Here is a 25,686-nt window from a genome sequence, read left to right on the forward strand (position 1 = left end):
GACCGGTCCGATGCGTTTCGCGGCGGACTAACGCAGTCCAGACTGACAAGGGCGGCGAGGGGCGTAACAGAGCTATCGCCACACCCGGGGGACCTTATGAAAATCCGTGACATCATCTTCTGGCTCCACCTGAGCGTGGGCATGACGCTGGGCGTCTTCATTCTCCTGATGTCGGTCACCGGCGTCCTGCTCACCTATGAGCGCCAGATAATCCGCATGGCGCAGAACAGCGCCATCAGCGCGCCCGCGGACGCCGAACCGCTGAGCTATCAGGCGCTGGCGGACGCCGCGATCGAGGCGGGCGGCGCGCCGGGGCATGTGATGACGGTTCCGAACGGTCGTGAGGGCGCAGTGAGCGTCTCCGCCGGGCGTCGCAACAGTTTCCTGCTCAACCCCTATACGGGCGAGCGTCTTGAGGAAGCGGGCGAGGGGACGCGCGCCTTCTTCCGCCGGGTGATGTACATCCATCGCTGGCTGGCCTTTACGGGCGGCCGCAATGAGGTGGGCGCCCAGATCAATGGCGTGTCGAACCTGCTGTTCGCGCTGTTGTGCCTGACCGGGCTTTATCTGTGGCTGCCGAAACTCTGGCGCGCGGCTTTCCTCAAACCCCGCCTGACGCTGCTCGCGCGCCATCCCAACGCCAAGGCGCGCCATTTCAACTGGCACCATGCGCTGGGCCTGTGGTTCGCCCTTCCGCTGGTCGCGATCACCCTGACAGGGGCAGTGTTCTCCTATCGCTGGGCGGGTGACGTCGTGAGCTGGGTCTTTGGCGGCGCGCAAGGCCAGAGTGGCGGTCAGCAGGTCGAGCTCGTCAATGCTGAACCCGCGCGTCTTCGGGGCGATGTCGTGTCGCTGGATGCTCTGGTCGGCGCGGCGCAATCGCAGACCGGACTTGAAGGCCGCCGGGTGCAGATCACCTTGCCGGCGCCGGACGCCGTCACCACCCTCATCGCGATCGATTCAGGCAATGGCGTCGAACCGGGTTCGATCCATAGCTTTGAGATTGCGCGGGACGGCGGCAGCGTCTCCCCCATCGATCCGCGTGCAGAGATGCCGCTGGCGCGCAAGGCGCGGATATTCATCCGCTTCCTGCACACGGGTGAGGTGTTCGGCCTGATCGGACAGACCATTGCCGGGCTCGCCTCCGCCGTTGCGGTGCTGCTTGTCTATACCGGATTGTGTCTGGGCAGCTCGCGGCTCTGGACGCTGTATCAGAAACGTCGCCGCCAGCGCGCTCCCGGCTGATCACGGGGTTAAGAGAGGTGCAACCTTTCACGCCCCCGCGCATTGGATGGGCATGAGGTTCGTATATCAAACACTGGGCTTCCTGCTCATCGCCGTGGGCGTCCCGTTATTCTGGACGCCCTTGCCCTTCGGGCTCGTTCTGATTGCGATCGGGATGGCGCTTGTCCTGTCCAATTCCGACAGCGCGCGCGAATGGGTGCGCGGCAAGCGTCAGGACCATCCCGGCTTCAATGACCTCATGACAAAGGCCGAACGGGTGACCCCGCACCCGTTCGACCGCATCCTGCAGCGCACCGAGATCAATTAGCGGCTGACGGCGCCTGCCTGGCCGCCAGGACGGCGCGGGCGAAGTCCGGCGCGCCGCCATCGCTGCCCAGCGTCGCGCCCATGCGCAGGACGATCAGGTCCTCGGACGGGATCACGAAGGTCCATTGCTGCTGGAAGCCGCGCATCACCACCGTGTCCGACGGCAGGCCGGGAATGTTCAGCCAGAAGCCGGCGCCGTACTGATCATCGGAGGTGACGGTCGGCGTCGAGACATAGGTCAGCCAGTTGGGCGGAATAATCTGTTCATCCCCGATGCGGCCCTCATTGAGATAGAGCTCGCCCATGCGCGCCCAGTCCCGGGCGCTGGCGTACATGTAGCTCGACCATTGCAGGGTGCCGGACTGGTCCGGCTCGAACACCGCATGGTTCATGCCCAGCGGGGTGAACAGCCACTCGCGCAGCGTCGCGATTTCCTCGACGATGGTGTCGCCCATCACCGTTTCCATGGCGGAACCGGCAAGCACGGTGTTGCCGCTCTGATAGTCCCAGTGCTCGCCCGGCGCATGGAGGACGTTCCGGTTGGCGGCATAGGTCGCCATGTCGGTCTGGGTGAACAGCATCTCCGAATTCGGATCGGTGCCGTCATTGACCTCGAAGCCATCAAGTCCGCCGCTCATGCGCAGAAGGTCGTCAATGGTGATCTCCGGGCGTCCGGCCTCGACGAGCGCCGGTACCTGACCGGGCGCGCTGATATCGATCAGGCCGCGCTGCACCAGGACGCCCGCGAAAGTGGCTGCGGTGGACTTGGTCATGGACCAGCCATGCAAGGGCGTCGTCTCGTCCACACCCTCGGCATAGCGCTCGGCCACCAGATGGCCGTCATGGATCACGAGGGCGGCGAGGGTGTTGCGGCCGTCCTCGGTGAAGACGTCATCGAGCGCGGCGCTGAGGGCGTCGACGTCAAAGTTCGCATCGCGCCAGTCCGCATCCAGCGTCATCGGATCCGGCCCATCCGTGATGGGCAGGCTGAGACTGGCGTCGAACTCATCAAAGTCATGCACCAGCGTGCAGCCGAGGCCGTCGCGATAGACGGCGGTCTGCTTGTAGAGCCCGCCCAGGACCGCGCTGGTCACGCGCCGGTTCTCGCGGTCAATGTCGACAGAGATCAGCGCATTGGCGCCGCCCAGAAGCGGGGTGATGTAGAGCGCCTGGGCGCGATCGGGGTCCAGACCGGACACGAAGGTCAGCGAACAGGTCTGCTTGGCGGTGATGCCGGTCCCGGATGGCAGATAGATTCGGCCGGTCACGGACTGGCTCAGATAGATCCAGCCGCCCAGCACAAGGGCCGCGATGACGGCGATCACCCAGAACAAACGACGCATGATTTTCCTCCCCGGTTTTGCAGGAGGTTTCGCCCGTGAAGGGCCGCGGTCAAGGGCGATAAGGAAAAACGTATTCGCTGAAGCAGTTCACTTACTAAATTTAAACAGATTGCGCCTAGTCTGAGAGCATAATCTCCCCTGTGAGCGCAAAACTGGCGAAGGGCGGGCTGACAAGCCCGCCCTATTTTCTATGTGTCAGCGCTCGGCCGCCGGCTTGAGCACGTCCTGCCATTCGGGTGTCTTGGCGATCTGCGCCTTGGCGAAAGGACACAGCGGCACGATCTGGACGCCGCGTTTGTGGGCATCCTCCACTGCGCGCTGGACCAGCGCCTTGCCCACGCCCTGACCGCGCCATTCATCGGGGACGCCGGTATGATCAATGATGATCATGGACGCGCTGGCGATGGAGAAGGTCATCTCCGCATCGGGCTTGCCGGGGGCGCTGGCGATATAGCGGCCCTTGCTGTCCGAACGCTCTTCCGTAATCGTGAATTCAGCCATGTCGGCCTCCTGTCCTCTGATGACAACATCATAAATCCAGACAGGAGCGCCGTCTTTGTCAGGTCTGGAAACTATGGTTTTCCAGCCTCACAGATAGAGCGGGCCCCGGAGAGTACGGAGCCCGTTCCAGGCTATCCGAATTTGGAGAAGTCCGGCGCTCGCCGTTCCATGAAGGCGGTGGCCGCCTCCTTGAACTCGTCCGTCCGCAATTGCTCGGCGAACAGGCCGCCCTCGCGCACGATGCGCTCCTTGATGTCCTCGGGCGGCAGGTTGATCAGCATCTTGGCGGTCTTCACCGCGCCTGGCGCCAGCTGGGCGATCTGCTGGGCGATCTCCTGAACGGCCGCTTCAAACCCGTCCGGAGGCAGGACCGCATTGATGAGGTTCTTGGCTTCAGCCTTCTTCGCATCCCATTTGGCGCCCAGCAGCAGCATCTCGCTCGCGACCGCGCGACCGACAATGCCCGGCAGGATCTGGGAGGAGCCGAATTCGGGAGCCAGCGCCAGATTGACGAAAGGGGTGGTGAACAGGGCGCGGTTCGTCGCGTAGACGAGATCGCAATGGAGCAGGAGCGTCGTGCCGATGCCGACGGCCAGACCGTCCACCGCGGCGATAACGGGCTTCTCGCAGCCCATCAGCGCGATCATGAAGCGCTCGACGGCCGGGGTTTCGCCGCCGCCGATATGAGGCGGCGCCTCCATGAAGTCCATCATGTCATTGCCCGCCGAGAAGCAGCCTTCGCCGCCTGCGATGATCACGACGCGGATATCGGCGCGCGTATTGGCCTCTTCCAGCCCGTCCGCCAGGGCGGCGTACATGGCGCGCGTGATGGCGTTCTTCTTCTCGAGACGATTGAAGCGCAGGGTGCGCACGCCGTTCGCGTCGCTCACCGAAATCAGATCAGTCATTTCGCTGTCCTTGGGGCAGAGAATCTATGGGCCTGCTGAATAGGGGCAGACCAGAACATGGGAATCAAACACCGCGCCCAGTAGGAGCTGATCTCCCACCCGCGTCGCCACCGAGGTGGAATCGATCGCCTCGCCGCTATCGGCGAAGACCGTGGTCCAGTCCCCGCTGTCCGGTTCGACTCGGACTGCCTGGGAGGGCGCATGGGCCTCGGGGTCGTTCTGGTGAGCCAGGAACTCAAAGACGTTCACATTGCCAGCAATGTACAGCGCGCCGTCCGTGCCGATCTCGATATTATCAAGGCCCAGTGGAACCGGGTGACGGGCGGTGCGGGTCAGATCGCCCGTGGCGGCGTCCCGGTTAAAGACATGCAGGGCGCGGCCGATAAAGGCGGAGGCGTACAGCTCTGACCCGTCGGCGCTGATGTTGATCCCGTTGGCGTAGGCGAGACCGTCCGCGACGATGCGGCCCTCCTGACCGTCATAATAGCTGATCGAGCCCAGCGGCAGGGCCAGGAAGGCCTCGAGATAGCCCATGGGCGTATCACCGAAATAGACGTCATTGGTGGCGTAGAACCGGTTCGGCCCGACGCCCACGATATCGTTGGGCGAGCGCAGCGCCTCATAGCTGACGGTTTCCAGATGCGACAGCGCGCCATCCTCGGCCACGTCATAGATCAGCACCTGATGGCCCGAATAGGGATGGCTGATGACGAACAGGCGGGTCAGGGGCTCGCCGGTCTCGCTCTCGCCGCGCCACAGGCTGATGCCATGGGGACGGAAATCGGCGGGGGCGTCGATGGAGACCAGCCGCACGCTGTCGGGCGTTTCGGGAGCAAACACATAGATGCCATTGCTCGGATGCATCTCGCCCGTCCGGCGCTCGGCGGTGGAGACGAAGACCAGTCCCGTCACCGGATCATAGGTCACATCCTCGGTGCCCGGCGCGACCTCGACCGGACTGCAGGCGGCGTTGTCGGTGTACTCCGGATGGCTCAGCGTCCCGCTTGCGCGCGTCACCACATAGCCGATGCGGACGCAGACCAGGACGAGTGCGATCCCCAGAACGCCCAGTATGACACGGATCATGGTCTGCTCTCCCCCAAACCTTTGTCCGGTCAGATTAGGATCAGACGGTGATATCGTCCAGCAATCACGCGCCAGGCGCACGATGGGGCGGCTTTCATCTTTCATACAATCTTAGTTCAGCGCACCCAAAGGTGGCGTTGAACTATCCCGATGCGCGCCGCGAGGAAGAGGGGCCATGACACTGCCGCAGCTGAAACGTCGCTACATCGTCAGTTATGTCATCGCGATCGGTCTGATCGTGCTGGTCTCGGTCCTGTCCCATCTGGCGACTCTCCGGGCGATTGACCATGAGCGCGGCTCGGCCGAGATCGTCAATGTCAGCGGCAAGCAACGCATGCTGAGCCAGCGGCTTCTGGCGCTGGTGGAAATCCAGAGCGGGGAGCGCGCACAGGCTCAGAACAGCGCGCTGATCCGCTCGACGGCGGATGAACTCGAGCAGGCCAACAGGCTGTTGCAGGGGCGGGCCGAGAGCTTCCCGCCCGGCGCTGTGCGCGAAGAGCTGATGGCCTTGTTCGGCGCCTCGGGGGACGGCATCACCGCCCTGATCTCTGAGTATGTGTCGATCGCGCGCGCCTCGCTGGAAACGCCGGCGACGCTTCAGGACCGACAGCGAATGGAAGATCTGGCGCTGGGTGATCTGTTCGTGAAACTGCACCGCGCTGTCGGGCTGTTCGAACAGCATGCCGAGCAGGGGCTCAACCGGATCAGTCGGATCCAGGTGATACAGCTCCTGCTGATCCTGGTCATTCTGGCGGCGGAAGCGGCCTTCATCTTCCGGCCTCTGTTGCAGAAGACCCTGGCGGCCATGAGCCAGGAGCAGGAGACCCGTCAGATCGCCGAAGACGCCTTGCAGTTCCAGACCGAGACGCTGGCCTCCAGGAGCCGCTTCCTCGCCCAGATGAAGGCGACCTTCTTCAAGCCGCTCGCCGAGGCCGAGGAAAAGCTGGAACTGGCGGCGCGGGCCGACCCCGAGACAACGCCGGAGCTGGTGCGTGAGGCCCGTGATGCGGTGATGTTCGCCGCCAAGCGGGCGTTGAGCCTGACCCGCTCCTATGAAGCGCTGTCCCATGAGCCGGCTCAGGCCCGGGCCGAGCGGCCCGCCCCGGACGAAGCAGTTCTTTAGATCAGGCGTCAGTGTCGCTGTCGGTGGCGAGCCGGGTCAGCGCGTCGTAGACGATCGCGGCGTCTGTCTCGCCCAGCTTTTCATCGAGCTCTGCGTTGAAGCCGCGCAGCACCTGGTCGGCGCGTTCAGCCGCACGGCGCCCGGCTTCTGTCAGATCCACCAGCGCGCCGCGCTTGTCTGAAGAATCCTTGCGCTTGATCACAAGGCCGGCGGTCTCCATCCGATTGATCAGACCCGTGACCGCGGGCGCGCCAAGCGCCAGAACCTCGCCGATGGATCCCAGGCGTCGCTCGCCCCGGCGCAGCAGCAGGAACAGAACGGCGGACTGGCTGGCGGTGACATTGGCTTCCGCGCGCAGGCGCGCATCGGCTTCCCGGCTGAGGCGCCGGGCCACGATTTCGATCAGGAGGAAGAGTCGCCGGTCAACGGCGCGAACGCGTGCCATGGGATGGAACCTGCCGCGATTCATTCGTGTGTGAAAGACTATGCGCAGCCCGGATGGACGCTGAAGTCTGAGAGTTTTCCTGCATTACCCCTTTCCAGACGGCCCGATTGCTGGTTGCTTAAGCGCTTACCAAATAACGAGGCGAGCCATGTCTGTTTCCACTCTCTTTGACCTCACCGGCAAGACCGCGATTGTCACCGGCGGTACGCGCGGCATTGGCGAAATGATCGCCACGGGGCTCCTCAAGCAGGGCGCGCGGGTCTTCATCACCTCGCGCAAGCCCGATGCGGTGAAGGCGGCACAGGAGCGCCTGTCCGAATTTGGCGAGGTGCACGCCATCCCGTCTGACCTCTCCACGAATGAAGGGGCTCAGGCGTTTGCGGACTGGCTGGCGGATCAGACTGACGCCATCGACATCCTCGTCAACAATGCGGGGGCGACCTGGGGCGCGGCGCTGGAAGAGTTTCCCGAGGACGGCTGGGACCGGGTGATGGATCTCAATGTCAAATCCATCTTCTTCCTGACGCAAAAGCTGCTGCCGCAATTGCAGGCGGGCGCGAAGGCGTCGGGCCGCGGCCGGATCATCAATATCGGCTCGATCGAAGGGCTCGCCGTGCCGATGATGGAGGACAGCTACGCCTATCCGGCCAGCAAGGCGGCGGTGCATCACCTCACCAAGGTGATGGCGCGGCGTCTGGCGCGCGATCAGATCACGGTGAACGCCATCGCGCCGGGTCCGTTCGAAAGCAAGATGACCGCCTTTGTGCTGAGTCAGCAGGAAGGCCGGGACGCCGTCGCCGCCAATATTCCGCTCGGCCGGATCGGGACGCCGGACGACATGATCGGGCTGTCGGCGTTTCTCGCCTCGCCGGCGTCCGACTATGTAACAGGGCAGATCATCGCGCTTGATGGCGGTTACGCCAATCTGCGCTAGTCGGGATCGGGCAGGCCGCAGGATGGAGCACTGAAGCGCCAGACCCGCGCCGCGCCCACATCCTGATCCTCAAGATCGCCCGCTCTGGGCGCCTCGAACCGGGCCATGATGCTGAGCTTGTCCTTGGGCAGATAGGCGCGGCCCGGATCGCCGATCAGCACCAGCGCGCCGCGATCATGCAGGCTTTCCAGCCAGTCCGTGATCGCGGCCCCCGCTTCGGTCTCGTAAAAGACACCCCCCGCCAGCACCACGTCCCAGCCGTCGTCCGCACCGACGAGATCGGCATGCAGCACCTGCATGGGAACGTCATTGAGCCGGGCGTTGGCGCGAGCGGCGTGCACAGCGAAGGCGTCGATCTCGGTTCCGGTCACAAGGTCCGCGCCCGCTTTCGCCGCCGCGATCCCGGCGACGCCGCAGCCGCAAGCGAAGTCCAGAACGCGCTTGTCCTTGACCCGCTCCGGCTGATCCAGCACCAGCCGCGCCAGCGCCTGCCCGCCGCCCCAGGCGAAGGCCCAGAAGGGCGAGGGCACGCCCTGCGCGATCAGCGCCTCTTCCTCCTGCCGCCACAGATCGCTCTGCGGATCGGCAAGATGAAAGCGCAGTTCCGGCGTCAGCGGGGCGGACCCGATGCGGGTGTGGTCGCGGAGGACGATGTCTGCGGTAAGGGCGGTCATTGCGCGCTGACTACCGGATCGGCGTGCGCCTCGCTAGTCTGGAAACGGGAGGAGGGCCATGACCTCAATGATTGAGCAGACCGAACATGTTCTGGCTGTGCCGGACCTCGCACGGTCCGTACGCTGGTGGCGGGAGGCCATGGGGTTTCAGACGGTGTTTGAAACGCCCGGCTGGGTGTTCATGGCGCTGGGCGGCGCGCGATTGCGTTTGGGCGAATGTCCTGACGCACTGCCCGCCCATGCGCTGGGCGATCACAGCTATTTCGCCTTCTTCCATGTGACGGATATTGACGCCCTGGCGGAGCATTTGCGCGTTAAAGGCGCGACCATCCGCTCAGGACCAGCAGATCAACCCTGGGGTCTGCGGGAAATGGCCGTCGAGAGCCCGGACGGCCACCGCTTCATGCTGGGTCAGCCGGTCTAAAGCGCGTCCGAACGCGGCACAAAGCTCAGCGCGACGCCGTTATTGCACCAGCGCTGGCGCGTGGGGCGGGGGCCGTCGTCAAACACATGGCCCTGATGGCCTTCGCAACGCGCGCAATGATATTCGGTGCGCGGCGTCCAGATGCGGTAATCGGGCTTGGTTGCGACTGCGCCGCGAATGGGCGCCCAGAAGCTCGGCCAGCCGGTGCCGCTCTCATACTTGGCCTCGGACGAGAACAGCGGCAGGGCGCAACCCGCGCACACGAAGATGCCGTCGCGATGCTCGCGATTGAGCGGGCTCGTCCCGGCCCGCTCGGTGCCTTCCTGGCGCAGCACGCGGAGTTGTTCGCCGTTCAGCCGGTCGCGCCATTCCGCATTGCTCAGGCTCCGGAAGTCCACATCCTCTTCGCCCCAGGGGGTGATGCCGGGATGGTCGAAAAGCTCAACCTCGAGACCGTCGATATCGCTTTGCCCGAAAGCCGGGCTCGCAAAGGCGGCAAGGCCGGTGGCGAGAAACAGGCGGCGGCTGAGCGCGATCATGACGGGACTCCTCTTGGTGCTGCCTCAAGAGTTATGGCGCAGACCGGTTTTGGCCAGTCACATGCTGGTGAGAGGCGCGTGAGCCTAGAGCGCGCCCAGAAGGAAGGCGCCGGTCAGAAGCAGGCCCGTGATCTGGTTCGCCTTGAACCGGCGCAGGCATTCAGCGCCGTCTGACGGGTCGAGCTTGCGCGCTTGCAACAGCAGATGCGCCGCGAAGATGGCGAAGGCGGGCGCGAACATCAGGCCGGCCCCCGCGAAGACCCCGGCCAGCGCCGCGAGCGCCGCGCACGCAAGATAGAAGACCAGAACGCCGAAGGGGATGTTCCCCCCGAGGGCGCGGGCGGAGGATTTCACCCCCACCATGGCGTCATCCTCCATGTCCTGGCAGGCGTAGATCGTGTCATAGCCCAGGGTCCAGAACAGGTTGGCGACATATAAAAGCATGATTTCCGGCGCGAACGGCGTGCCGAGCGCCGCGGCGCCCGCCACCGGAACGCCCCAGTTGAAGGTCAGGCCCAGCCAGGCCTGCGGCCACCAGGTGATGCGCTTCATGAAGGGATAGCCCGCCACCAGCGCCAGCGCGCCCAGCCCGGTGAGGATCGCCGGCCAGGGCAGCTGGATCAGCACCAGAAGGCCGACCAGGCATTGCGCCACGAGGAAGGCCCAGGCCTGTTTCAGGCTCACCGTGCCCGCCGCAAGCGGCCGGTCGGCGGTGCGGGCGACCTGGGCGTCGATATCGCGGTCGACAATGTCGTTATAGGTGCAGCCCGCCCCGCGCATCGCAATCGCGCCGATCCCGAACAGGATCGCCCAGTACAGATCCATCCAGTCGAGCCCGGTGCTGACGCTGGCGAGCGCCAGGCCCTGCCAGCACGGAATCGCCAGCAGCCAGAACCCCACAGGCCGGTCATAGCGCGCCAGCCGCAGATAGGGGCGGATGGCGGTCGGCGCCCGGTCCACCCAGGAGGTGGGCACGGAGTCGGCGACGCGGCGATCAGGAGCGATGGTCATGAGGGGTGTAGCCTGCAACCAGAGCGAGGAAAAAACTGTCACACGCTCCGTCTATGCCATGGCGCAGAGGATGACGGGAGTCCGCACAATGAAGCACTTGCATCTCTTGGCCGCGCTCTGCCTCGGTCTGATCACGGCGCCGGGTCATGCGCAATCCGCTTCAGGCCTTATCCATGCCGACCAGGCCGTGGAGCAATCCATCGCCAATCCCGACGCCGTACTGGAGATGGGCTGGATCTGGATGGATGTCTGCGGCAGCGGCTCGGATGGCGATCGCGGCTTTCTCAACTCGTTCGCCGACTATCGCGACCGGCGCTCCCTGAATGTGCGTATCGATCCGATGGTGCGCATCGCCCTGGCCGGCAGGCTGGGGGAGGACCCGGTCGACGCGCTGCGGGGCCAACGCATTCGTGTGCGCGGCCCCGTCATGCAGGTCTGGATCAATGTGTATCGCGACGGCGTCCAGAACGGTCATTACTTCCAGACCCATCTCGTTCTGGAATCCGCTTCTGATCTGCAAATCCTGGAGCGGGCGGAAAGCGATCCGCCTCCCGGTTGCGACTCCGTGATTTCCTAGGCGGCTCAGTCCAGCCCGGTGACGGCGATGGTCTTGGGATTGGTGAAGGCCAGCAGGCCCTCGCGCGCCAGTTCGCGGCCATAGCCCGACTTCTTCACCCCGCCAAAGGGCAGGCGCGGATCGGACGCCACCATCTGGTTCACATAGGTGGAGCCGGCGTCGAGATCGGTGCAGGCGGTCTCGATTTCGGCCTTGTCCCTGGACCAGAAGGACGAGCCGAGGCCATAGGGGTGGTTGTTCGCGATCGCGATGGCGTGGTCCACATCCTCGGCCTTGAACATCAGGGCGACCGGCGCGAAGATTTCAGAGTGATGGCCCGGCGTGCCGCGCGGAATGTCCGCCAGAACACCCGGCGTCAGGAAGGCGTGATCCTTGCGCTGGGGCTCGAACAGCACCGTGGCTCCGCCGCGAATGGTCTCTTCCACCAGCTCATAGACCTCGTCCGCGGCGTCCTTGCTGGAAAGCGGGCCGATATCGGTGCTCTCGTCCATCGGATCGCCGACGCGCAGCTCTTTCATCGAATGGACGAACTTGGCGGTGAATTCGTCATAGACGTCCTGGTGGATGATGAAGCGCTTGGCGGCGATGCAGGACTGGCCATTGTTCTGGGTGCGCGCCGTGACCGCGGTCTCCACCGCCTTGTCGATATCTGCGCTGGGCATGACGATGAAGGCGTCAGAGCCGCCCAGCTCCATCACGGACGGCTTGATCGCCTTGCCCGCGAGGGAGGCCACGGCGGAGCCCGCGCCTTCAGAGCCTGTGAGGGTGACGCCGCGAATGCGATCATCGGTGATGATGGTTTCGGTCTTCTCCGATCCGATCAGCAGGGTCTGGAAGGCGCCTTCGGGAAAGCCCGCCTTTTCCAGCACTTCGGCGATCTTGAGCGCGCTGCCCGGCACGGCGGAGGCGTGCTTGAGAAGGCCCGGATTGCCCACGGCGAGATTGGGCGCGGCAAAGCGGAAGACCTGCCAGAAGGGAAAGTTCCACGGCATCACCGCAAACACCGGCCCGATCGGCAGGTGATAGAGGCTGCACTCGCCCTTCTCCGGCGCGTCGATGGGCGTGGGCTTGAGCATGTCCGGCGCTTCGTCCGCATAATAGCGGCACACCCAGGCGCATTTCTCGACTTCCGCCTTCGCCTGCTTGATCGGCTTGCCCATTTCGCGGGTCATCAGCTCGGCGATTTCGTCGCGCTGGTCATCGAGCACGTCCGCCGCCTTGCGCAGGGCGTCGAGCCTTGCGTCCATCCCCATCGCCTTGAGCTTTTTCACCGCGCTGACCGCGCGGGTCAGCGCCGCCTCGATAGCGGCCTGTCCATGCGTCTCCGCTTCAAAAACGGTGTCGCCGGAATAGGGATTGATGGACTTCATGGCGGGGCTCCTTTGGCCGTGGCGGTTACAGGTGCGAGCGTCGGCTGGCATGCAGCGACATTTGAAAGCTTGAACGTGGGCGCCGTCCAGCTAGAACGCAATTCATGAGTGTCGAACCGCGTCTTTACATCGATGCGCCGCTTGAAGCCGGCGCCGTGCTGGATCTGGATCGGGACCAGGCCCACTATCTCGTCAATGTCATGCGCCGCAAACCGGGCGACGGCGTCCGGCTGTTCAACGGCCGGGACGGCGAGTGGCGCGCCGAGGTGGCGAGCGCAGACAGAAAACGCGCCAGCCTTCAGATCGTTCAACAGCGTCGCAGCCAGAGCGCGACGCCGGACATGGCGCTCTATTTCGCGCCGGTGAAGAAGGCGCGCACCGATTTCATCGTCGAGAAGGCGACCGAGCTGGGCGTCGCCTCGATCACGCCGGTGATCACCCAACGCACCCAGTCCGAGCGCGTGCGCACCGATCGGATGCAGGCTCTGACGCGCGAAGCGTCTGAACAGACCGAGCGTCTGGACCTGCCGGTGATTCACGAGCCGGTCAGCCTGACCCAGATGCTCAAGGGCTGGGACGAGGCGCGCACCTTGATGTTCGCCGATGAAAGCGGGGACAGCCAGACCGAGCCCTGGGGCGGAGAGCATGGCCGCGCCCGCCCGATGGCTGAAGCGCTGGCAGGCCGCGAACGCGGCGGCAAATGGGCGATGCTGGTCGGCCCCGAGGGCGGGTTCTCGGTGGAGGAACGCACGCTGCTGCATGCTCAGACTTTTGTCCTGCCCGTCAGCCTCGGCCCGCGCATTCTGCGCGCGGATACAGCGGCCGCCGCCGCCTTGTCCGTCTGGCAATCCATGCTGGGCGACTGGTGAGCGATCACGCAATCTCTCACACCCTTGTGACCGAAAACCGGTTTCCCTGCTTGCCGTAGGGGATACGGGCGCCTAACTGTGCGGCCACACTGATTTGCCTGGCGGGGAGACCATCACCCATGAGCGGCACCTATAATGCAGGGGGCGAAGGCGCCCCGATCGAAAGCAAGGCCCAGCTCATCGGCCACATCGCCGCGGGCGAGAAACCCAAGGATCAATGGCGTATCGGCACCGAACACGAGAAGTTCGGCTTTGCGCTGAAGGATCATGCCCCGCTGCCCTATGAGGGCGAGGGGCCCAGCGTGCGCAAGCTCTTGGAAGGCCTGACCCGCTTTGGCTGGCAGGCGATCGAGGAAAACGGCAAGCCCGTCGCGCTCAAGCGCGAGGGCGGCTCCATCACGCTGGAGCCCGGCGGCCAGTTCGAGCTCTCCGGCGCGCCGCTGGAAAATCTTCACGAGACCTGCCGCGAGGTGAACACCCATTTGCGCGAAGTGCGCGAAGTGGCCGATGAAGTCGGCGCGGGTTTTCTGGGCCTCGGCTTCTCGCCGAAATGGTCTCTTGAAGAGACCCCGATGATGCCCAAGGACCGCTACAACATCATGAAGGCCTACATGCCCAAGGTGGGCACGCTGGGCCATCAGATGATGTTCCGCTCCTGCACCGTGCAGACCAATCTCGACTTCGCGTCCGAAGCGGACATGGTCAAGAAGATGCGCGTCTCGCTGGCGCTGCAGCCGATCGCCACGGCGCTGTTCGCCAACTCGCCCTTCGCGGACGGCAAGCCGAACGGCTATCTCAGCTATCGCGCCCATGTGTGGACCGACACCGACAATAACCGCACCGGCATGCTGCATTTCGCCTTCGATGAAGGCTTTGGCTATGAGCAGTATGTGGACTGGGCGCTCGATGCGCCGATGTATTTCGTCAAGCGCAATTCGGTCTTCCAGGACGCCACGGGGCTGAGCTTCCGCGACTTCCTGAAGGGCGAGCTGCCGCTGCTGCCGGGCGAACTGCCGGTCCTGTCAGACTGGGAAGACCATCTGTCGACGCTCTTCCCCGAAGTGCGCCTGAAAACCTTCCTCGAACAGCGCGGCGCCGATGGCGGCCCGTGGAATCGCCTCTGCGCGCTGCCCGCCTTCTGGGTGGGTCTGCTCTATGATCAGACCGCGCTCGACGCGGCCTGGGACCTCGTCAAGGACTGGACGGCTGAAGAACGCGACGCCATGCGCGCGGGCGCGGCGAAAACCGCGCTCAAGACCCCGTTCCGCAACACCACCCTGCAAGAGATCGCCCAACAGGCGCTCGCTATTTCCCGCTCCGGCCTCAAGGCCCGTCAACGCCTGAACGCCCATGGCGAAAACGAAGCGCTGTTCCTCGATGATCTCGACGAGATCGCCAAGACCGGCATCAGCCCCGCCGAACGCCTGCTCGAGCGCTATCACGGCGCCTGGAACGAAAGCGTCGAACCGATCTTCGAAGAGGCGGCGTATTAGGGGCAGAAACAGCTCCAAACCGTCATTTCTGCGCCAACCCCATCCCTCTCCCCTCCCTGAGGGGAGAGGTTAGGTGAGGGGTGGGCGGCGTTTCATCCGGCGCCAATTTCGCAAATTGAAGCGCACCCCCTCACCCTGCCTCTCCCCCTTGGTCAAGGGGGAGAGGGGTTCTGTCGGCGGTGTTTCAGGGCGTGCACCAGATCCAGAATTTGATCGCCCAGCATGTCGGGCGCCTCAAAAACCTGCGTATTCCAGAACCTAAGAACATGCCACCCTTGGTTCTCCAACCAGCGCGTACGATGCTCGTCGCGGCGCCGATGAGCCGGAAGGTTATGCTGACCGCCATCCAGCTCGATAATCAGGCCTATTTGGGGACAGGCGAAGTCGGCCACATAGCGGCCGATCGGATGCTGACGTCGAAACTTCAGCCCATCAGGTCTTCGCCGAAGCATGGACCAGAGCTTGCGTTCGGCATCTGTCATGTCCCGGCGCAAACGCCGTGCTGTCGTGATGGGTTTCTTCGACGCCATATGCGCATCTTATCGGGAAACTCATTCAGCCAGAACGATGCCCCTCTCGCCTCTCCCCAATACCCCCACTGCCGCAAAGCCCTTGCGACTCCCGGCCCCGCGTGGTGTTTTGCGCGGTAGTCATTTCGTAACGAATTCGATCACGGTCCTTCATCTTTGGACGCATGAGGGGCGTCGGACTGTGACGGGGAGGGACCTCAGGTCATGAATATCGTCGTTCTGGCGGGGATCGTGATTACGATCGCCACCGCCATTCCGGTCTTTCTGGAGATGCGCAAGCACCCCAAGGGCCTGCACATCCTGTTCTTCGCCGAGATGTGGGAGCGCTTTTCCTATTACGGCATGCGCGGCCTGCTGATCTTCTATCTCACCCAGCACTTCCTGTTCTCTGACAGCGAAGCCAGCTCGCAATACGGCGCCTATACCGCGCTCGTGTATCTCTTGCCGCTGCTGGGCGGGTATCTGGCGGACCGGTATCTGGGCAACCGCAAGGCCATCGCCTTCGGCGCGCTCTTGCTGGTGGCCGGTCACGCGACCATGGGGATCGAGGGCGAACCGGCCCGCGAAGCCCTGGTCTATCAGGGCCAGCAATACGAGCTGGTGGCCGAAGGCCGCGGTTCGAACCGCTCGGTGATGATCGAGGTGGATGGCGCGGAATACAGCTTCTCGGCCAATTCCGAGGGCGATTTCGAGATCGCCGAGCTGCCGTCCACGGCCAGCATTCCCGCCGTTCTGCCGCAGGGCCAGTTCGAGATCGAACGCGTCGAACGCGACCGCATGTTCCTGAACATCTTCTACTTCGCCCTGGCCCTGATCATCATGGGCGTGGGTTTCCTGAAGGCGAACATCTCCTCCATCGTCGGGCAGCTCTATGAAGAGAACGATCCGCGTCGCGATGGCGGCTTCACCCTGTATTATTACGGCATCAATCTGGGTTCGTTCTGGGCGGCCATCCTGTGCGGCCTTCTGGGCGAAACGGTCGGCTGGTGGGCCGGCTTCGGCCTCGCCGGTCTCGGCATGGCGCTGGGCTGGGTCGTGTTCGTGCGCGGTCGCGCCCTGTTCTTCCTGCCGGGCAAGAACCTCATCGACCATGTGGGCAACCCGCCGAGCCAGGAAAAACTCAAGGCCAAGGCGCTGGGCCCGATCAATACCGAATGGCTGATCTACGGCATCGGCCTTGTGGGCGTCGTCGTGGTCTGGTTCATGGTTCAGGCGCACACGATCCGCTTCACCGTGCTGGGCATGGGCGAGCAGGACCTTCTGGCGCTGTTCCTCCTGATCGGCGGCCTTGGCTTCCTGAGCTATGTGGTCTTCTACATGGTCAACAGCTGCACCAAGGTTGAGGCGCAACGCCTGATCCTGGCGCTGATCCTGATCATCGTCTCGGTCGTGTTCTGGGCGCTGTTCGAGCAGGCCGGTTCGTCCATGAACCTGTTCGCCGCGCGCAACACCGATCTGTCGGTGGGGCCGTTCGAAATCACCGCGTCACAGACCCAGTCCTTCAATGCGGGCTTCATCCTGTTGTTCGCGCCGGTCTTCGCGGCGATCTGGGCCTTCCTCGCCAAGTTGCGCAAGAACCCCAACACCCCGCTGAAATTCGCGCTCGCGCTGGTTCAGGTGGGTCTGGGCTTCATGCTGCTGGTGTGGGGCACCCAGTTTGCGGGCGATGACTATCGCGTGCCGCTGATCTTCCTGGCGGGCGCCTATCTGCTGCACACAACCGGCGAGCTGTGCCTGAGCCCGGTGGGCCTGTCGGCCATCACCAAGCTCAGCCCGGGCGCGGTCGTCTCGACCATGATGGCGGGCTGGTTCCTGTCCTCGGCCTTCGCGCAATACGTGGCGGGCATCATCGCCACCTTCACCGCGACCGACACGGTGGCGGGCCAGGTGCTCGACCCGGCGGCGGCGCTCAATGGCTATGCCGCCGTGTTCGGCTCGATCGGCCTGTTCGCCATCGTGCTGGGCGTGATCTTCGGCGTGCTGAGCTTCTGGCTCAAAGGGCTCGGCCATGGCCGAGCGGTTGACCAGATCGACGCCAAGGCGGAAGCCGCCGGCCCTGATCAGGACGCCCGCGACCTCGTGTAAGCGGTCCTGACCGTCTGAAGAAAAGCCCCGGAGCGTCGCTCCGGGGTTTTTTGCGTCAGTGGCTGAGCTGGCTGCGGCGCCCGCCCGGGCAGCGCCAGCCTTGCGAGCCGGGTTCGATCTCGGCGCGACGGTTCGCATAATCCACTGTCAGCGTGGTGTTCTGCAGAAGGTCCAGCCCCACGATCATGGCCGGGCGGTCCTCCCAGCCCATGGCGCGGAAGACATCGAGATCGGCCGCGTGGACCGACATGCGATCTATGCAGACGCCGCCCAGCTGGAACTGGCTGACGACCACCAGATCATCGGTCTCCACCAGATCGGGGATGCGCGAGAGGCTGCCCACGGTCAGGATGCGGATCACGGCGCGCTGGCGCAGCTGGCCCGCGAGCGCCTGATTGACAAGCGTGATGGGAGAGCCGGTGTCCACCATCACCACGATATCGTCCTCGACGCCCCGGGCGCGGGCGGCGCCCACCAGAACATTGCGGCGCGGATCAATGCGGGCATCCACGAAGTCGGGCGCCTGCGCCTGCATGAAGAGCCGGGCGTTGGGATAGTCGAGCCGTATGGTGCGGCCCGCGAACGCGTTGCGGCCCAGCAGCCCGTAAATCTCGAGCTCCAGATCGGGCGGGGTGGGGGTGACCACCGCATCCACCGTATTCAGCGCATAGGGGCCGAGGGTCAGGACATCGAGCCTGTGACGCTCGGCCTGGACTTCGGCTGTCAGGGTCTGCACCGAATCCAGGCGCTCGCGCGTGCTGACGAAGCCGTGCGCTTCCGCCAGGCTTTGCGCGATGGCGGTATGGCTGGCGCCGGTGTCCGGCGCGAATGGATACGGGCCTTCCTGCCCGATGAAGACCGGCGCGACGAAATACCCGGAAGGACTTCGCAAAAGCTCGATCGCATCGGTCTGGGCGATGGCGGCGGTGTTGACGCCTGCCCACAATGCGGCAAGCAGGCAGGTGCGAGTAATGGCGTTCATGACGACCTCCTCCCGGCAGGGTCGCCAGATCACTGTTTCGCCCGGCTTCTCGCCCTGCCGACTTCAGTCTACCAGACGGAGAAAGCTCGTAGGATTACAATTTAGGGAGGTTAGAAGGCGCCGCGAATGCTCAGGAAGATTTGCGGCCCGTTGTCGAAATACCGGCGCTGGCGATAGCGTTCGACGCCATCCGCGCGCGAGCCGTCATACACGATCCGGTCCTGCCGTTCGGTCGTGTCGAGCACGAAGTCCGCGCCCAGACGCGTCGTCAGGCCGAACCAGCGCGTGGTTTCGACATAGAGATCGAGATCGCCCGCCGGTTGCTCGAAATTGGTGAAACGGCTCACGCGATAGGTCGACCGGTCGGAGCGATAGCTGTAATCCCAGCCCCAGGCCATCTGCGCGGCCGGGAATGTCTGACGGAAATCAAAGCGGAATTCCCATTCCGCAACCCCGGACCAGGCGCGATCCACCCCGGTGACAGGGTCTTCGATCGAGCTGTCATACCATTCCGCAAAGCCGTCGAGCGTGGCGTTGCGCAGGCCCAGCCAGCCCAGCGGGCTGGTCCAGTCCAGCGTGATGCGGTTGAGCGCGCCATCGCCGATATTGCCCGGCGCGTCAAACACATCGGTCGGGGTGATGATGGCGATATAGTCATCGAGATCCTGCACCCAGACGCGGCCCAGGGTCAGCGTCAGCGAGGCGTCCTCGTTGAACCGCTGTTCGAACTCCGCCTCCAGCGTCCAGTCGGTCTGGGGGCGATAATCGGGATTGCCCACATCCACCTGATCAGAGTTGAGATCGACGGAGCTGGCGAAATTGCCGAAATCGAGCTGGTCCACATTGCGTTCGATGCCGACGCGCAGGCGGCGCTGGTCGCCCGGGCGCCAGGTCACGCTGGCCCGCGGCTTGAGATAGGTGAAGGTGCGCGCCTGACCGGCCGGACCCGACTGGGAAATCTCGCTGTATTCATAACGCAGTCCGCCTTCCAGCGAGAAGGCCTCGCTGATGACCCAGACCGTGTCGGCGAACAGTTCGCCGCGCACTTCCTCGACCCGGGTGTCGCTGACGGGGAGGGGGATCGGGACGAACCCGCCGCCGGTATCCTCGAACAGGGCGAGGCTGGCGTCGAGGGCGTTGAAGGCGGCTTCCGCGCCGAAGGTCAGCGAATGCGCCTCTGACAGGGTCCAGTCGAAACTCTGGCGCAGCGCGGTCTCCTCCTGGGCGTTCTGATAGAGCACCTGCGCGCGTTCCACGCCGGAAGACAGGGTGTTGACGCTTTCCACTTCCGGTCCGTTATCCGTATCGGAGCGCGTCAGCAGGAAGGTCGTGGTCGAGGAGAGGCCGTCAGACCAGTCATGCTCCAGAGTGGAAGAGAGGCCGGCTCGCCAGCTGCGTTCATCATTGGCCTGTTCGATGTAGGCCTCGGGCTGGTCGGCGCCGTCATAGGCGAAGCCCGAGATGATGCGGCGCCAGGCGACAAACTCCGCATTGGCGTTCACGCGCAGCCGCGTGTTCTCTCCAATCGGACCGGAATAGCTGATCGAGGGCTCGATCTCGCGATAGCGGCGCTGGTCATTGTAGTGCTCGCGAGAGAGCCGGACGCCGTCGGGCGTCTCCGTGAAGACCGAGCGGTCATTGGACGGGCCCCACACTTCCCAGTTCAGCCCCAGGGTCAGTTCGCCAGAGCCAACGGGGCGGGTGATGGAGCTTTCCATCGCCGAGGCGAGACGCGAGGAATTGTTGCGGGTCAGGGTGTGCTGGAAGCTCGCGCGCATGCCCGAGCCCTCAACCAGAATGACATTGGCGAGCTGGCTGTAGCCGCGCATCTCATACTCGGGAAGCGGCTCGCGGATCAGCTCGATCCTGACGACCTGGTCGGCTGGAATGCGTTGCAGCACCGTGCCCAGGCCGAGCGTCTTGTCGGACGGGCGCTGACCGTTGATGAGCAGATTGCCGAAGGCGTCCGCCAGTCCGCGACGATTGGTGTTGCCGTCCGAGAGGGAAAAGCCCGGCAGCCGGTTGATCATGTCGCGCGCCGTGACCGGGCTGAATTCGGTGAAGAAGCTGGCTGGATAGGCGAGGATGGCGCCGTCCGCCTCACCCTCCGCCACGACGGGATCCGGCGCATCATCGCCGAATGCAGGCGCGGTCGCGGTCAGCAGAAGGGCGAGCGAGGTCGTCCGGGCAATCATCACAATTCCAGTCTTGCAAATCACAGTCAGGCGCAAGGCTAGGGCGTAACGACCGGTATTTCTTATTACAAGGTGGTAAGTGACTACTTTGTAAGGTGATTGTCCGGCTTTGTCCGGACCTAGCCCGTGCCGCCCACTGTCAATCCGTCAATGCGCAGGGTGGGTTGCCCCACGCCGACAGGCACGCCCTGACCCGCCTTGCCGCAGGTGCCGACGCCCGGATCAAGCTGCATGTCGTCGCCGATCATCGAGATCCTGGTCAGGGCGGTGGGGCCGTCGCCAATCAGGGTTGCGCCCTTGATGGGCTCGCAGATCTTGCCGTCGCGCACGCGATAGGCCTCGGTGCAGCGGAAGACGAACTTGCCCGAGGTGATGTCCACCTGACCGCCGCCGAAATTCTTGGCGTAGATGCCGTCCTTCAGGCTCTCCAGGATTTCGCCCGGATCGCGATCGCCCGCTTCCATGATCGTATTGGTCATGCGCGGCATGGGCGGGTGGGCATAGCTTTCGCGTCGGCCATTGCCGGTGGGCTCGACGCCCATCAGGCGCGCATTCTGCCGGTCCTGCATATAGCCTTTCAGCACGCCGTCCTCGATCAGCACGGTGCGGCCGGTCGGGGTGCCTTCATCATCAAAGCTCAGGGAGCCGCGGCGATCGGGGATCGTGCCGTCATCAACGACCGTCACGCCCCTGGCGGCGACTTGCTGGCCCACCTTGCCGGAGAAGGCGGACGCGCCCTTGCGGTTGAAATCGCCCTCCAGGCCGTGACCCACCGCTTCGTGCAGCAGGATGGCCGGCCAGCCCGGGCCAAGCACGACCTGCCATTCGCCCGCAGGCGCATCAACGGCTTCGAGATTGACCTTGGCGACCCGCAGCGCTTCGTCGGCGAGCCCTTTCCAGGCGCCCGGCGCGATCCATTGATCAAAGGCGGCGCGACCGCCGGCCCCGGCCGAGCCGGTTTCGCGGCGGCCCTGGCGCTCACAGGTGACGGCGACATTCACGCGCACCAGAGGACGCACTTCGGTGCGGACATCGCCGCCTGCGCGGACAATGCCGATCACCCGGCGCGAGGCGGAAACGGAAGCGGATACCTGGACCACTTCGGGGTCCTTGGCGCGCAGATAGGCGTCGATCTCGGCGAGCAGGGTGGATTTCGCCTCGAAACCCGGCTGGGCGATGACGTCCACATCCTTGTAAAGGGTCTGATTGGCGCGGGCCGGGGAGGGCGCCATCACCGCATCGCGGCCCTGACGGGCGGCGCTGGCGGTTTCACCGGCGCGCTTGAGCGCAGCGAGGGTAGGGTCCGAGGAATGGGCGAAGCCGGACGCCTCGCCGAACACGCCCCGCAGACCAAAGCCGCGCTCGGCGTCGAAATTGGCGACCTTCAGCCGGCCATCGTCGAAGGCGAGGCTCTCTGACGCCGAGGTTTCCAGAAACAGCTCGCCGTCATCCGCTCCGACCAGCGCCTCGTCGAGCACGCGGCCCGCATCATCGGCGTCAAATTCAAAGGCGGTGAACGGATCAGTGGTCATGACGGCTCCTGCACGTGGCGGTAGGCCTCATACATAGACCGTGCGGCAGCGCAGTGCGAGGCTTGCGGGCAGACCCGCCCCTCCGATCAGCCCTGGTGCCAGATGAACCGGGCCGGCTGAGCGGCGAGCGTGACGTTCTCGGGATCTTGCTGGGCGGCTTCGGAATAAGCAGCGTAGGCGTCCTCGAAACGGCCCAGGGTCTCCAGCGCAATGGCGGTGTTGAAGGCGGCGAGGGCGGGGCTGGCGCCCAGCTCGCGGGCCTGACGGGCGGTGTCGATCGCAGCCTGGGCCGAGCCCGTGGCGATCTGCGCGGCGGAGAGGTTCAGCCAGGCTTCCGCCAGCTCCGGCGAGAGCTCGACGGCTTCTTCAAGGTCGGAACGCGCCTGAATGTTCTGGCCGCGGGCCAGCAGCATGACCGCGCGGTTGGTCAGGACGCGGGCGCGGGTCTCGCCGGTGACCGATGCATCACGCAGAAGCAGATCGCAGGCGCCCAGGGCGCGACCGGTGGCGCCGGTGTCGCGCGCGCCCGCCTCGCATTCGTACCGCGGGTCGTTCTCCTGACCCAGGGCGCGACCGGAAAAGGCGAAAGAGACCGCCAGCGCCAGCAAGGCCGCCATGGCCAAGCCGCAAAAGCCGCCGGTCAGCGCCTGCATCACAGGACGGTTGGATCGCGAGTTGAAGCTGTGTGTCGACATGAATCTGGCCCCCTCAGAGTTCATAGTGTCCTGGAAGGTTAGCAAAGCCTAAATCACGCGGCCAGACTTTCGTGCGCAGAAGGAGGTGGAAAAAGACGGCCAAGTGCGACAAAAAGGCGCTCAAGCTCGATTGGCTAGCACGCCATTGCAGTCTATATCGTGCCGAACTCGGAGGTGGCGACGAGTCGCCGCAAGTGACGTTTGACCGCACCTCTCATCAAGCGTCGCCAATTGGACGATAGAACCAGGACTTGGGGGAATTATGCGATTCTCGGCCATACTGGGCGCCCTCGCCGCCCTATGTGTAATGACAGCCAGCGCTTCGGCCACCGTGATCGGCGCGCCGGTCGACGGTCATCTGGGGCTGCAGGAAGCTGTCACCCCGGTGAAGGAAAACATCGAAGTCTTCCACGCCATGGTGCTGTGGATCATCACGGCGATCTCGCTCGTCGTGCTTGGCCTGCTGCTGTGGGTGATGGTCCGCTACAACAGCAAGCGGAACCCCGAAGCCAAGAAATTCAGCCACAACACGCTGGTTGAAGTGATCTGGACGGGCATCCCGATCCTGATCCTGGTGGTGATCGCTGTGCCGTCCTTCAAGCTGCTGTATCTGCAGGACGTGATCCCCGAGGCGGATTTCACCATCAAGGCCACGGGCAACCAGTGGAACTGGACCTACACCTATCCTGACCATGGCGATTTCGAATACGTCGCCAACATGCTGCCGGACGAAGACGTGGCGGCGCACCCGTATGCGGCGCTGCGCAACCTGTCGACCGACCTGCCGGTCGTGGTGCCCACCGGCGCCACCGTGCGCGTGGAAGTGACGGCCTCGGACGTGATCCACAACTGGGCGATGCCGGCCTTCGGCATCAAGATGGACGCCATTCCCGGCCGCCTGAACGAGACCTGGTTCGAAGTGAACGAGCCGGGCATCTATTACGGCCAGTGCTCGGAGCTGTGCGGCCTGCGCCATGCCTTCATGCCGATCGAGGTTCATGTGGTGCCTGAAGAGGTCTTCACCGCATGGGTCGAAGCGGCCAACAACGACCCCTACACGGCGCCGGAAGTCCTGGCCGCCTATTACGACGACGTGCGTGGCGGCGCCCGCCTCGCTTCCGTCCAGTAAGGAGAGATCAGATGTCAGACGCTGCTGCGCATCACGACGATCACACCCCCAGCATCTGGGACTGGAAGCGCTGGGTGTATTCCACCAACCACAAGGACATCGGCACGATGTACCTCATCTTCGCGATCTTCGCGGGGGTGATTGGCGGCGCCATGTCCGGCCTCATCCGTTGGGAGCTCGCAGAGCCGGGTCTCCAGGTCTTCAACAACGGCTTCTGGGGCAACGAGCATAACTACAACGTCATCACGACCATGCACGGCCTGATCATGATCTTCTTCATGGTCATGCCCGCCATGATCGGCGGCTTCGGCAACTGGTTCGTGCCGCTGATGATCGGCGCGCCGGACATGGCCTTCCCGCGGATGAACAACATCTCCTTCTGGCTGCTGCCCTTCTCCTTCATCATGCTGTTCGCATCGATGTTCGTTCCGGGCGCAGGCGGGGACAATGGTTTCGGCGGCGGCTGGGTGATGTACCCGCCCTTGTCAACGTCAGGGCATAACGGCCCGGCCTTCGACATGGTGATCTTCTCGCTGCATATCGCCGGCGTCAGCTCGCTGCTCGGTTCGATCAACTTCATCACCACGATCTTCAACATGCGCGCGCCGGGCATGACCCTGCACAAGATGCCGCTGTTCGCCTGGTCCGTGCTGGTGACCGCCTTCCTGCTGCTGCTCTCGGTTCCGGTTCTGGCCGGCGCCCTGACCATGCTGCTGACCGACCGCAACTTCGGCACGACCTTCTTCGATCCCGCCGGCGGCGGCGACCCGATCATGTACCAGCACCTGTTCTGGTTCTTCGGTCACCCTGAAGTGTACATCCTGATCCTGCCCGGCTTCGGCATGATCTCCCACATCGTGTCCACCTTCTCGCGCAAGCCGGTCTTTGGCTATCTGGGCATGGCCTACGCCATGGTCGCCATCGGCTTCATCGGCTTCATCGTGTGGGCGCACCACATGTACACCGTGGGCCTGAACGTGAACCTGAAAGCCTATTTCGTGGCCGCCACGATGATCATTGCGGTGCCGACCGGCATCAAGATCTTCTCGTGGATCGCCACCATGTGGGGCGGCTCCATCCAGTTCCGCACCCCGATGATCTGGGCGATCGGCTTCATCTTCCTGTTCACCATCGGCGGCGTGACGGGCGTGATGCTGTCCAACGCCGGCGTCGACCAGGCCCTGCACGACACCTATTACGTGGTGGCGCACTTCCACTACGTGCTGTCGCTGGGCGCGGTGTTCTCCATCTTCGCCGGTTTCTACTACTGGTATGAGAAGATCTTCGGCATCAAGTTCAACGAGACGCTGGCGAACATCCAGTTCTTCTTCTTCTTCGTGGGCGCCAACCTGATCTTCTTCCCGCAGCACTTCCTGGGCCTCCAGGGCATGCCGCGCCGGTATGTGGATTACGCGGACGGCTTCGCGCTGTGGAACCACGTCTCCTCCATGGGCTATGTCGTGATGCTGATCGGCATGGCGGTGTTCTTCCTGGTGCTGATCGAGTCGATCCTGCGCCGCCGCCCGGCCGAAGCGAACCCGTGGGGCGAAGGCGCGACGACGCTGGAATGGACCCTGTCCTCTCCGCCGCCCTTCCACCAGTTCAACGAACTGCCGCGCATCAAGTAGCGTGCCGTTGAGCCAACAGACGGAACCGGAAACGCAAACCGTGACCGACCTTTCCGCCGATC

General features: G+C 64.2%; 25 protein-coding genes. 11 read left to right on the forward strand and 14 right to left on the reverse strand.

The annotated features are described in order from the left end of the window. Positions 1 to 96 precede the first annotated feature (96 nt). Positions 97 to 1,245 (forward strand): PepSY domain-containing protein, encoded by a 1,149-nt coding sequence (locus OA2633_RS13670; RefSeq protein ID WP_009803165.1) that lies wholly within the window; start codon positions 97 to 99, stop codon positions 1,243 to 1,245. Positions 1,246 to 1,297: 52 nt separating this feature from the next. Further along, complete coding sequence (locus tag OA2633_RS13675; RefSeq protein WP_156776269.1) at positions 1,298 to 1,552, forward strand: hypothetical protein; 255 nt, start codon at positions 1,298 to 1,300, stop codon at positions 1,550 to 1,552. Here the strand turns inward: OA2633_RS13675 and OA2633_RS13680 are convergent. The 4 genes from OA2633_RS13680 to OA2633_RS13695 all read right to left on the reverse strand — a co-directional run bounded on the left by OA2633_RS13680 (position 1,545) and on the right by OA2633_RS13695 (position 5,389). After that, positions 1,545 to 2,894 carry a serine hydrolase gene (locus tag OA2633_RS13680; RefSeq protein WP_009803167.1) on the reverse strand — a complete coding sequence of 450 codons (1,350 nt, stop codon included), beginning with the start codon at positions 2,892 to 2,894 and terminating at the stop codon, positions 1,545 to 1,547. The two genes, OA2633_RS13675 and OA2633_RS13680, sit on opposite strands and share 8 nt — an antisense overlap. 195 nt (positions 2,895 to 3,089) lie before the next feature. After that, complete coding sequence (locus OA2633_RS13685; protein ID WP_009803168.1) at positions 3,090 to 3,395, reverse strand: GNAT family N-acetyltransferase; 306 nt, start codon at positions 3,393 to 3,395, stop codon at positions 3,090 to 3,092. Between the two features lie 131 nt (positions 3,396 to 3,526). After that, positions 3,527 to 4,303 carry an enoyl-CoA hydratase gene (locus OA2633_RS13690; RefSeq protein ID WP_009803169.1) on the reverse strand — a complete coding sequence of 259 codons (777 nt, stop codon included), beginning with the start codon at positions 4,301 to 4,303 and terminating at the stop codon, positions 3,527 to 3,529. 24 nt (positions 4,304 to 4,327) lie between these two features. Beyond that, positions 4,328 to 5,389 (reverse strand): strictosidine synthase family protein, encoded by a 1,062-nt coding sequence (locus OA2633_RS13695; protein ID WP_009803170.1) that lies wholly within the window; start codon positions 5,387 to 5,389, stop codon positions 4,328 to 4,330. A 175-nt stretch (positions 5,390 to 5,564) separates the two neighbouring features. On the opposite strand from OA2633_RS13695, the gene OA2633_RS13700 reads away from it, so the two are divergent. Continuing rightward, positions 5,565 to 6,512 (forward strand): type IV pili methyl-accepting chemotaxis transducer N-terminal domain-containing protein, encoded by a 948-nt coding sequence (locus OA2633_RS13700; RefSeq protein WP_009803171.1) that lies wholly within the window; start codon positions 5,565 to 5,567, stop codon positions 6,510 to 6,512. Between the two features lies 1 nt (position 6,513). On the opposite strand, the gene OA2633_RS13705 is transcribed toward OA2633_RS13700, so the two are convergent. Beyond that, positions 6,514 to 6,957 (reverse strand): MarR family winged helix-turn-helix transcriptional regulator, encoded by a 444-nt coding sequence (locus OA2633_RS13705; RefSeq protein WP_009803172.1) that lies wholly within the window; start codon positions 6,955 to 6,957, stop codon positions 6,514 to 6,516. Positions 6,958 to 7,105: 148 nt separating this feature from the next. Here OA2633_RS13705 and OA2633_RS13710 point away from each other — a divergent pair, with 148 nt between their 5' ends. Beyond that, a complete protein-coding gene (locus OA2633_RS13710) occupies positions 7,106 to 7,891 on the forward strand; it encodes a glucose 1-dehydrogenase (protein ID WP_009803173.1) in 786 nt (261 codons plus the stop codon). On the opposite strand, the gene OA2633_RS13715 is transcribed toward OA2633_RS13710, so the two are convergent. Next, positions 7,888 to 8,565, reverse strand: a complete 678-nt coding sequence (locus tag OA2633_RS13715) for a methyltransferase (protein ID WP_009803174.1) — start codon at positions 8,563 to 8,565, stop codon at positions 7,888 to 7,890. The genes OA2633_RS13710 and OA2633_RS13715 overlap by 4 nt on opposite strands. Positions 8,566 to 8,623: 58 nt before the next feature. Here OA2633_RS13715 and OA2633_RS13720 point away from each other — a divergent pair, with 58 nt between their 5' ends. Then, complete coding sequence (locus tag OA2633_RS13720) at positions 8,624 to 8,989, forward strand: bleomycin resistance family protein (RefSeq protein WP_009803175.1); 366 nt, start codon at positions 8,624 to 8,626, stop codon at positions 8,987 to 8,989. On the opposite strand, the gene msrB is transcribed toward OA2633_RS13720, so the two are convergent. Further along, positions 8,986 to 9,528: a peptide-methionine (R)-S-oxide reductase MsrB gene (msrB, locus tag OA2633_RS13725; protein WP_009803176.1), complete on the reverse strand. Its 543-nt coding sequence runs from the start codon at positions 9,526 to 9,528 to the stop codon at positions 8,986 to 8,988. The two genes, OA2633_RS13720 and msrB, sit on opposite strands and share 4 nt — an antisense overlap. A gap of 84 nt (positions 9,529 to 9,612) precedes the next feature. Then, the gene (ubiA, locus tag OA2633_RS13730) at positions 9,613 to 10,539 is read right to left on the reverse strand and encodes a 4-hydroxybenzoate octaprenyltransferase (protein WP_009803177.1); all 927 of its coding nucleotides are present in this window, start codon (positions 10,537 to 10,539) and stop codon (positions 9,613 to 9,615) included. Positions 10,540 to 10,627: 88 nt separating this feature from the next. Here ubiA and OA2633_RS13735 point away from each other — a divergent pair, with 88 nt between their 5' ends. Then, positions 10,628 to 11,116 (forward strand): hypothetical protein, encoded by a 489-nt coding sequence (locus tag OA2633_RS13735; RefSeq protein ID WP_009803178.1) that lies wholly within the window; start codon positions 10,628 to 10,630, stop codon positions 11,114 to 11,116. Positions 11,117 to 11,121: 5 nt separating this feature from the next. Here the strand turns inward: OA2633_RS13735 and OA2633_RS13740 are convergent, their stop codons facing one another. Then, entirely contained in the window at positions 11,122 to 12,486 is a 1,365-nt protein-coding gene (locus OA2633_RS13740) for an NAD-dependent succinate-semialdehyde dehydrogenase (protein WP_009803179.1), read from the reverse strand. A 104-nt stretch (positions 12,487 to 12,590) separates the two neighbouring features. Between OA2633_RS13740 and OA2633_RS13745 the strand changes: the two genes are divergently transcribed. After that, entirely contained in the window at positions 12,591 to 13,355 is a 765-nt protein-coding gene (locus OA2633_RS13745) for a 16S rRNA (uracil(1498)-N(3))-methyltransferase (RefSeq protein WP_009803180.1), read from the forward strand. Between the two features lie 119 nt (positions 13,356 to 13,474). Then, positions 13,475 to 14,848, forward strand: a complete 1,374-nt coding sequence (locus OA2633_RS13750) for a glutamate--cysteine ligase (RefSeq protein ID WP_009803181.1) — start codon at positions 13,475 to 13,477, stop codon at positions 14,846 to 14,848. A 152-nt stretch (positions 14,849 to 15,000) separates the two neighbouring features. Here the strand turns inward: OA2633_RS13750 and OA2633_RS13755 are convergent, their stop codons facing one another. Then, positions 15,001 to 15,378: an endonuclease domain-containing protein gene (locus OA2633_RS13755; RefSeq protein ID WP_040612756.1), complete on the reverse strand. Its 378-nt coding sequence runs from the start codon at positions 15,376 to 15,378 to the stop codon at positions 15,001 to 15,003. A 204-nt stretch (positions 15,379 to 15,582) separates the two neighbouring features. Here OA2633_RS13755 and OA2633_RS13760 point away from each other — a divergent pair, with 204 nt between their 5' ends. After that, positions 15,583 to 17,463: a peptide MFS transporter gene (locus OA2633_RS13760; RefSeq protein ID WP_009803183.1), complete on the forward strand. Its 1,881-nt coding sequence runs from the start codon at positions 15,583 to 15,585 to the stop codon at positions 17,461 to 17,463. 55 nt (positions 17,464 to 17,518) lie between these two features. Here OA2633_RS13760 and OA2633_RS13765 read toward each other — a convergent pair whose 3' ends face one another. The 4 genes from OA2633_RS13765 to OA2633_RS13780 form a co-directional block, all read right to left on the reverse strand. Beyond that, complete coding sequence (locus OA2633_RS13765) at positions 17,519 to 18,445, reverse strand: retropepsin-like aspartic protease (RefSeq protein ID WP_009803184.1); 927 nt, start codon at positions 18,443 to 18,445, stop codon at positions 17,519 to 17,521. A gap of 110 nt (positions 18,446 to 18,555) precedes the next feature. Further along, the gene (locus OA2633_RS13770; RefSeq protein WP_009803185.1) at positions 18,556 to 20,640 is read right to left on the reverse strand and encodes a TonB-dependent siderophore receptor; all 2,085 of its coding nucleotides are present in this window, start codon (positions 20,638 to 20,640) and stop codon (positions 18,556 to 18,558) included. A 119-nt stretch (positions 20,641 to 20,759) separates the two neighbouring features. After that, on the reverse strand, positions 20,760 to 22,172 hold the full coding sequence (gene tldD, locus OA2633_RS13775; protein ID WP_009803186.1) for a metalloprotease TldD: 1,413 nt from the start codon (positions 22,170 to 22,172) through the stop codon (positions 20,760 to 20,762). 86 nt (positions 22,173 to 22,258) lie between these two features. Then, on the reverse strand, positions 22,259 to 22,867 hold the full coding sequence (locus tag OA2633_RS13780; RefSeq protein ID WP_009803187.1) for a tetratricopeptide repeat protein: 609 nt from the start codon (positions 22,865 to 22,867) through the stop codon (positions 22,259 to 22,261). Positions 22,868 to 23,174: 307 nt separating this feature from the next. Between OA2633_RS13780 and coxB the strand changes: the two genes are divergently transcribed. Both coxB and ctaD read left to right on the forward strand, forming a co-directional pair. Then, positions 23,175 to 23,996 (forward strand): cytochrome c oxidase subunit II, encoded by an 822-nt coding sequence (gene coxB / locus OA2633_RS13785; RefSeq protein ID WP_009803188.1) that lies wholly within the window; start codon positions 23,175 to 23,177, stop codon positions 23,994 to 23,996. A gap of 11 nt (positions 23,997 to 24,007) precedes the next feature. Beyond that, a complete protein-coding gene (gene ctaD, locus OA2633_RS13790; RefSeq protein WP_009803189.1) occupies positions 24,008 to 25,624 on the forward strand; it encodes a cytochrome c oxidase subunit I in 1,617 nt (538 codons plus the stop codon). The last annotated feature ends 62 nt before the right edge of the window (positions 25,625 to 25,686 follow it).

Source organism: Oceanicaulis sp. HTCC2633 (assembly GCF_000152745.1).
In the GTDB taxonomy this organism is placed as follows: Bacteria; Pseudomonadota; Alphaproteobacteria; order Caulobacterales; family Maricaulaceae; genus Oceanicaulis.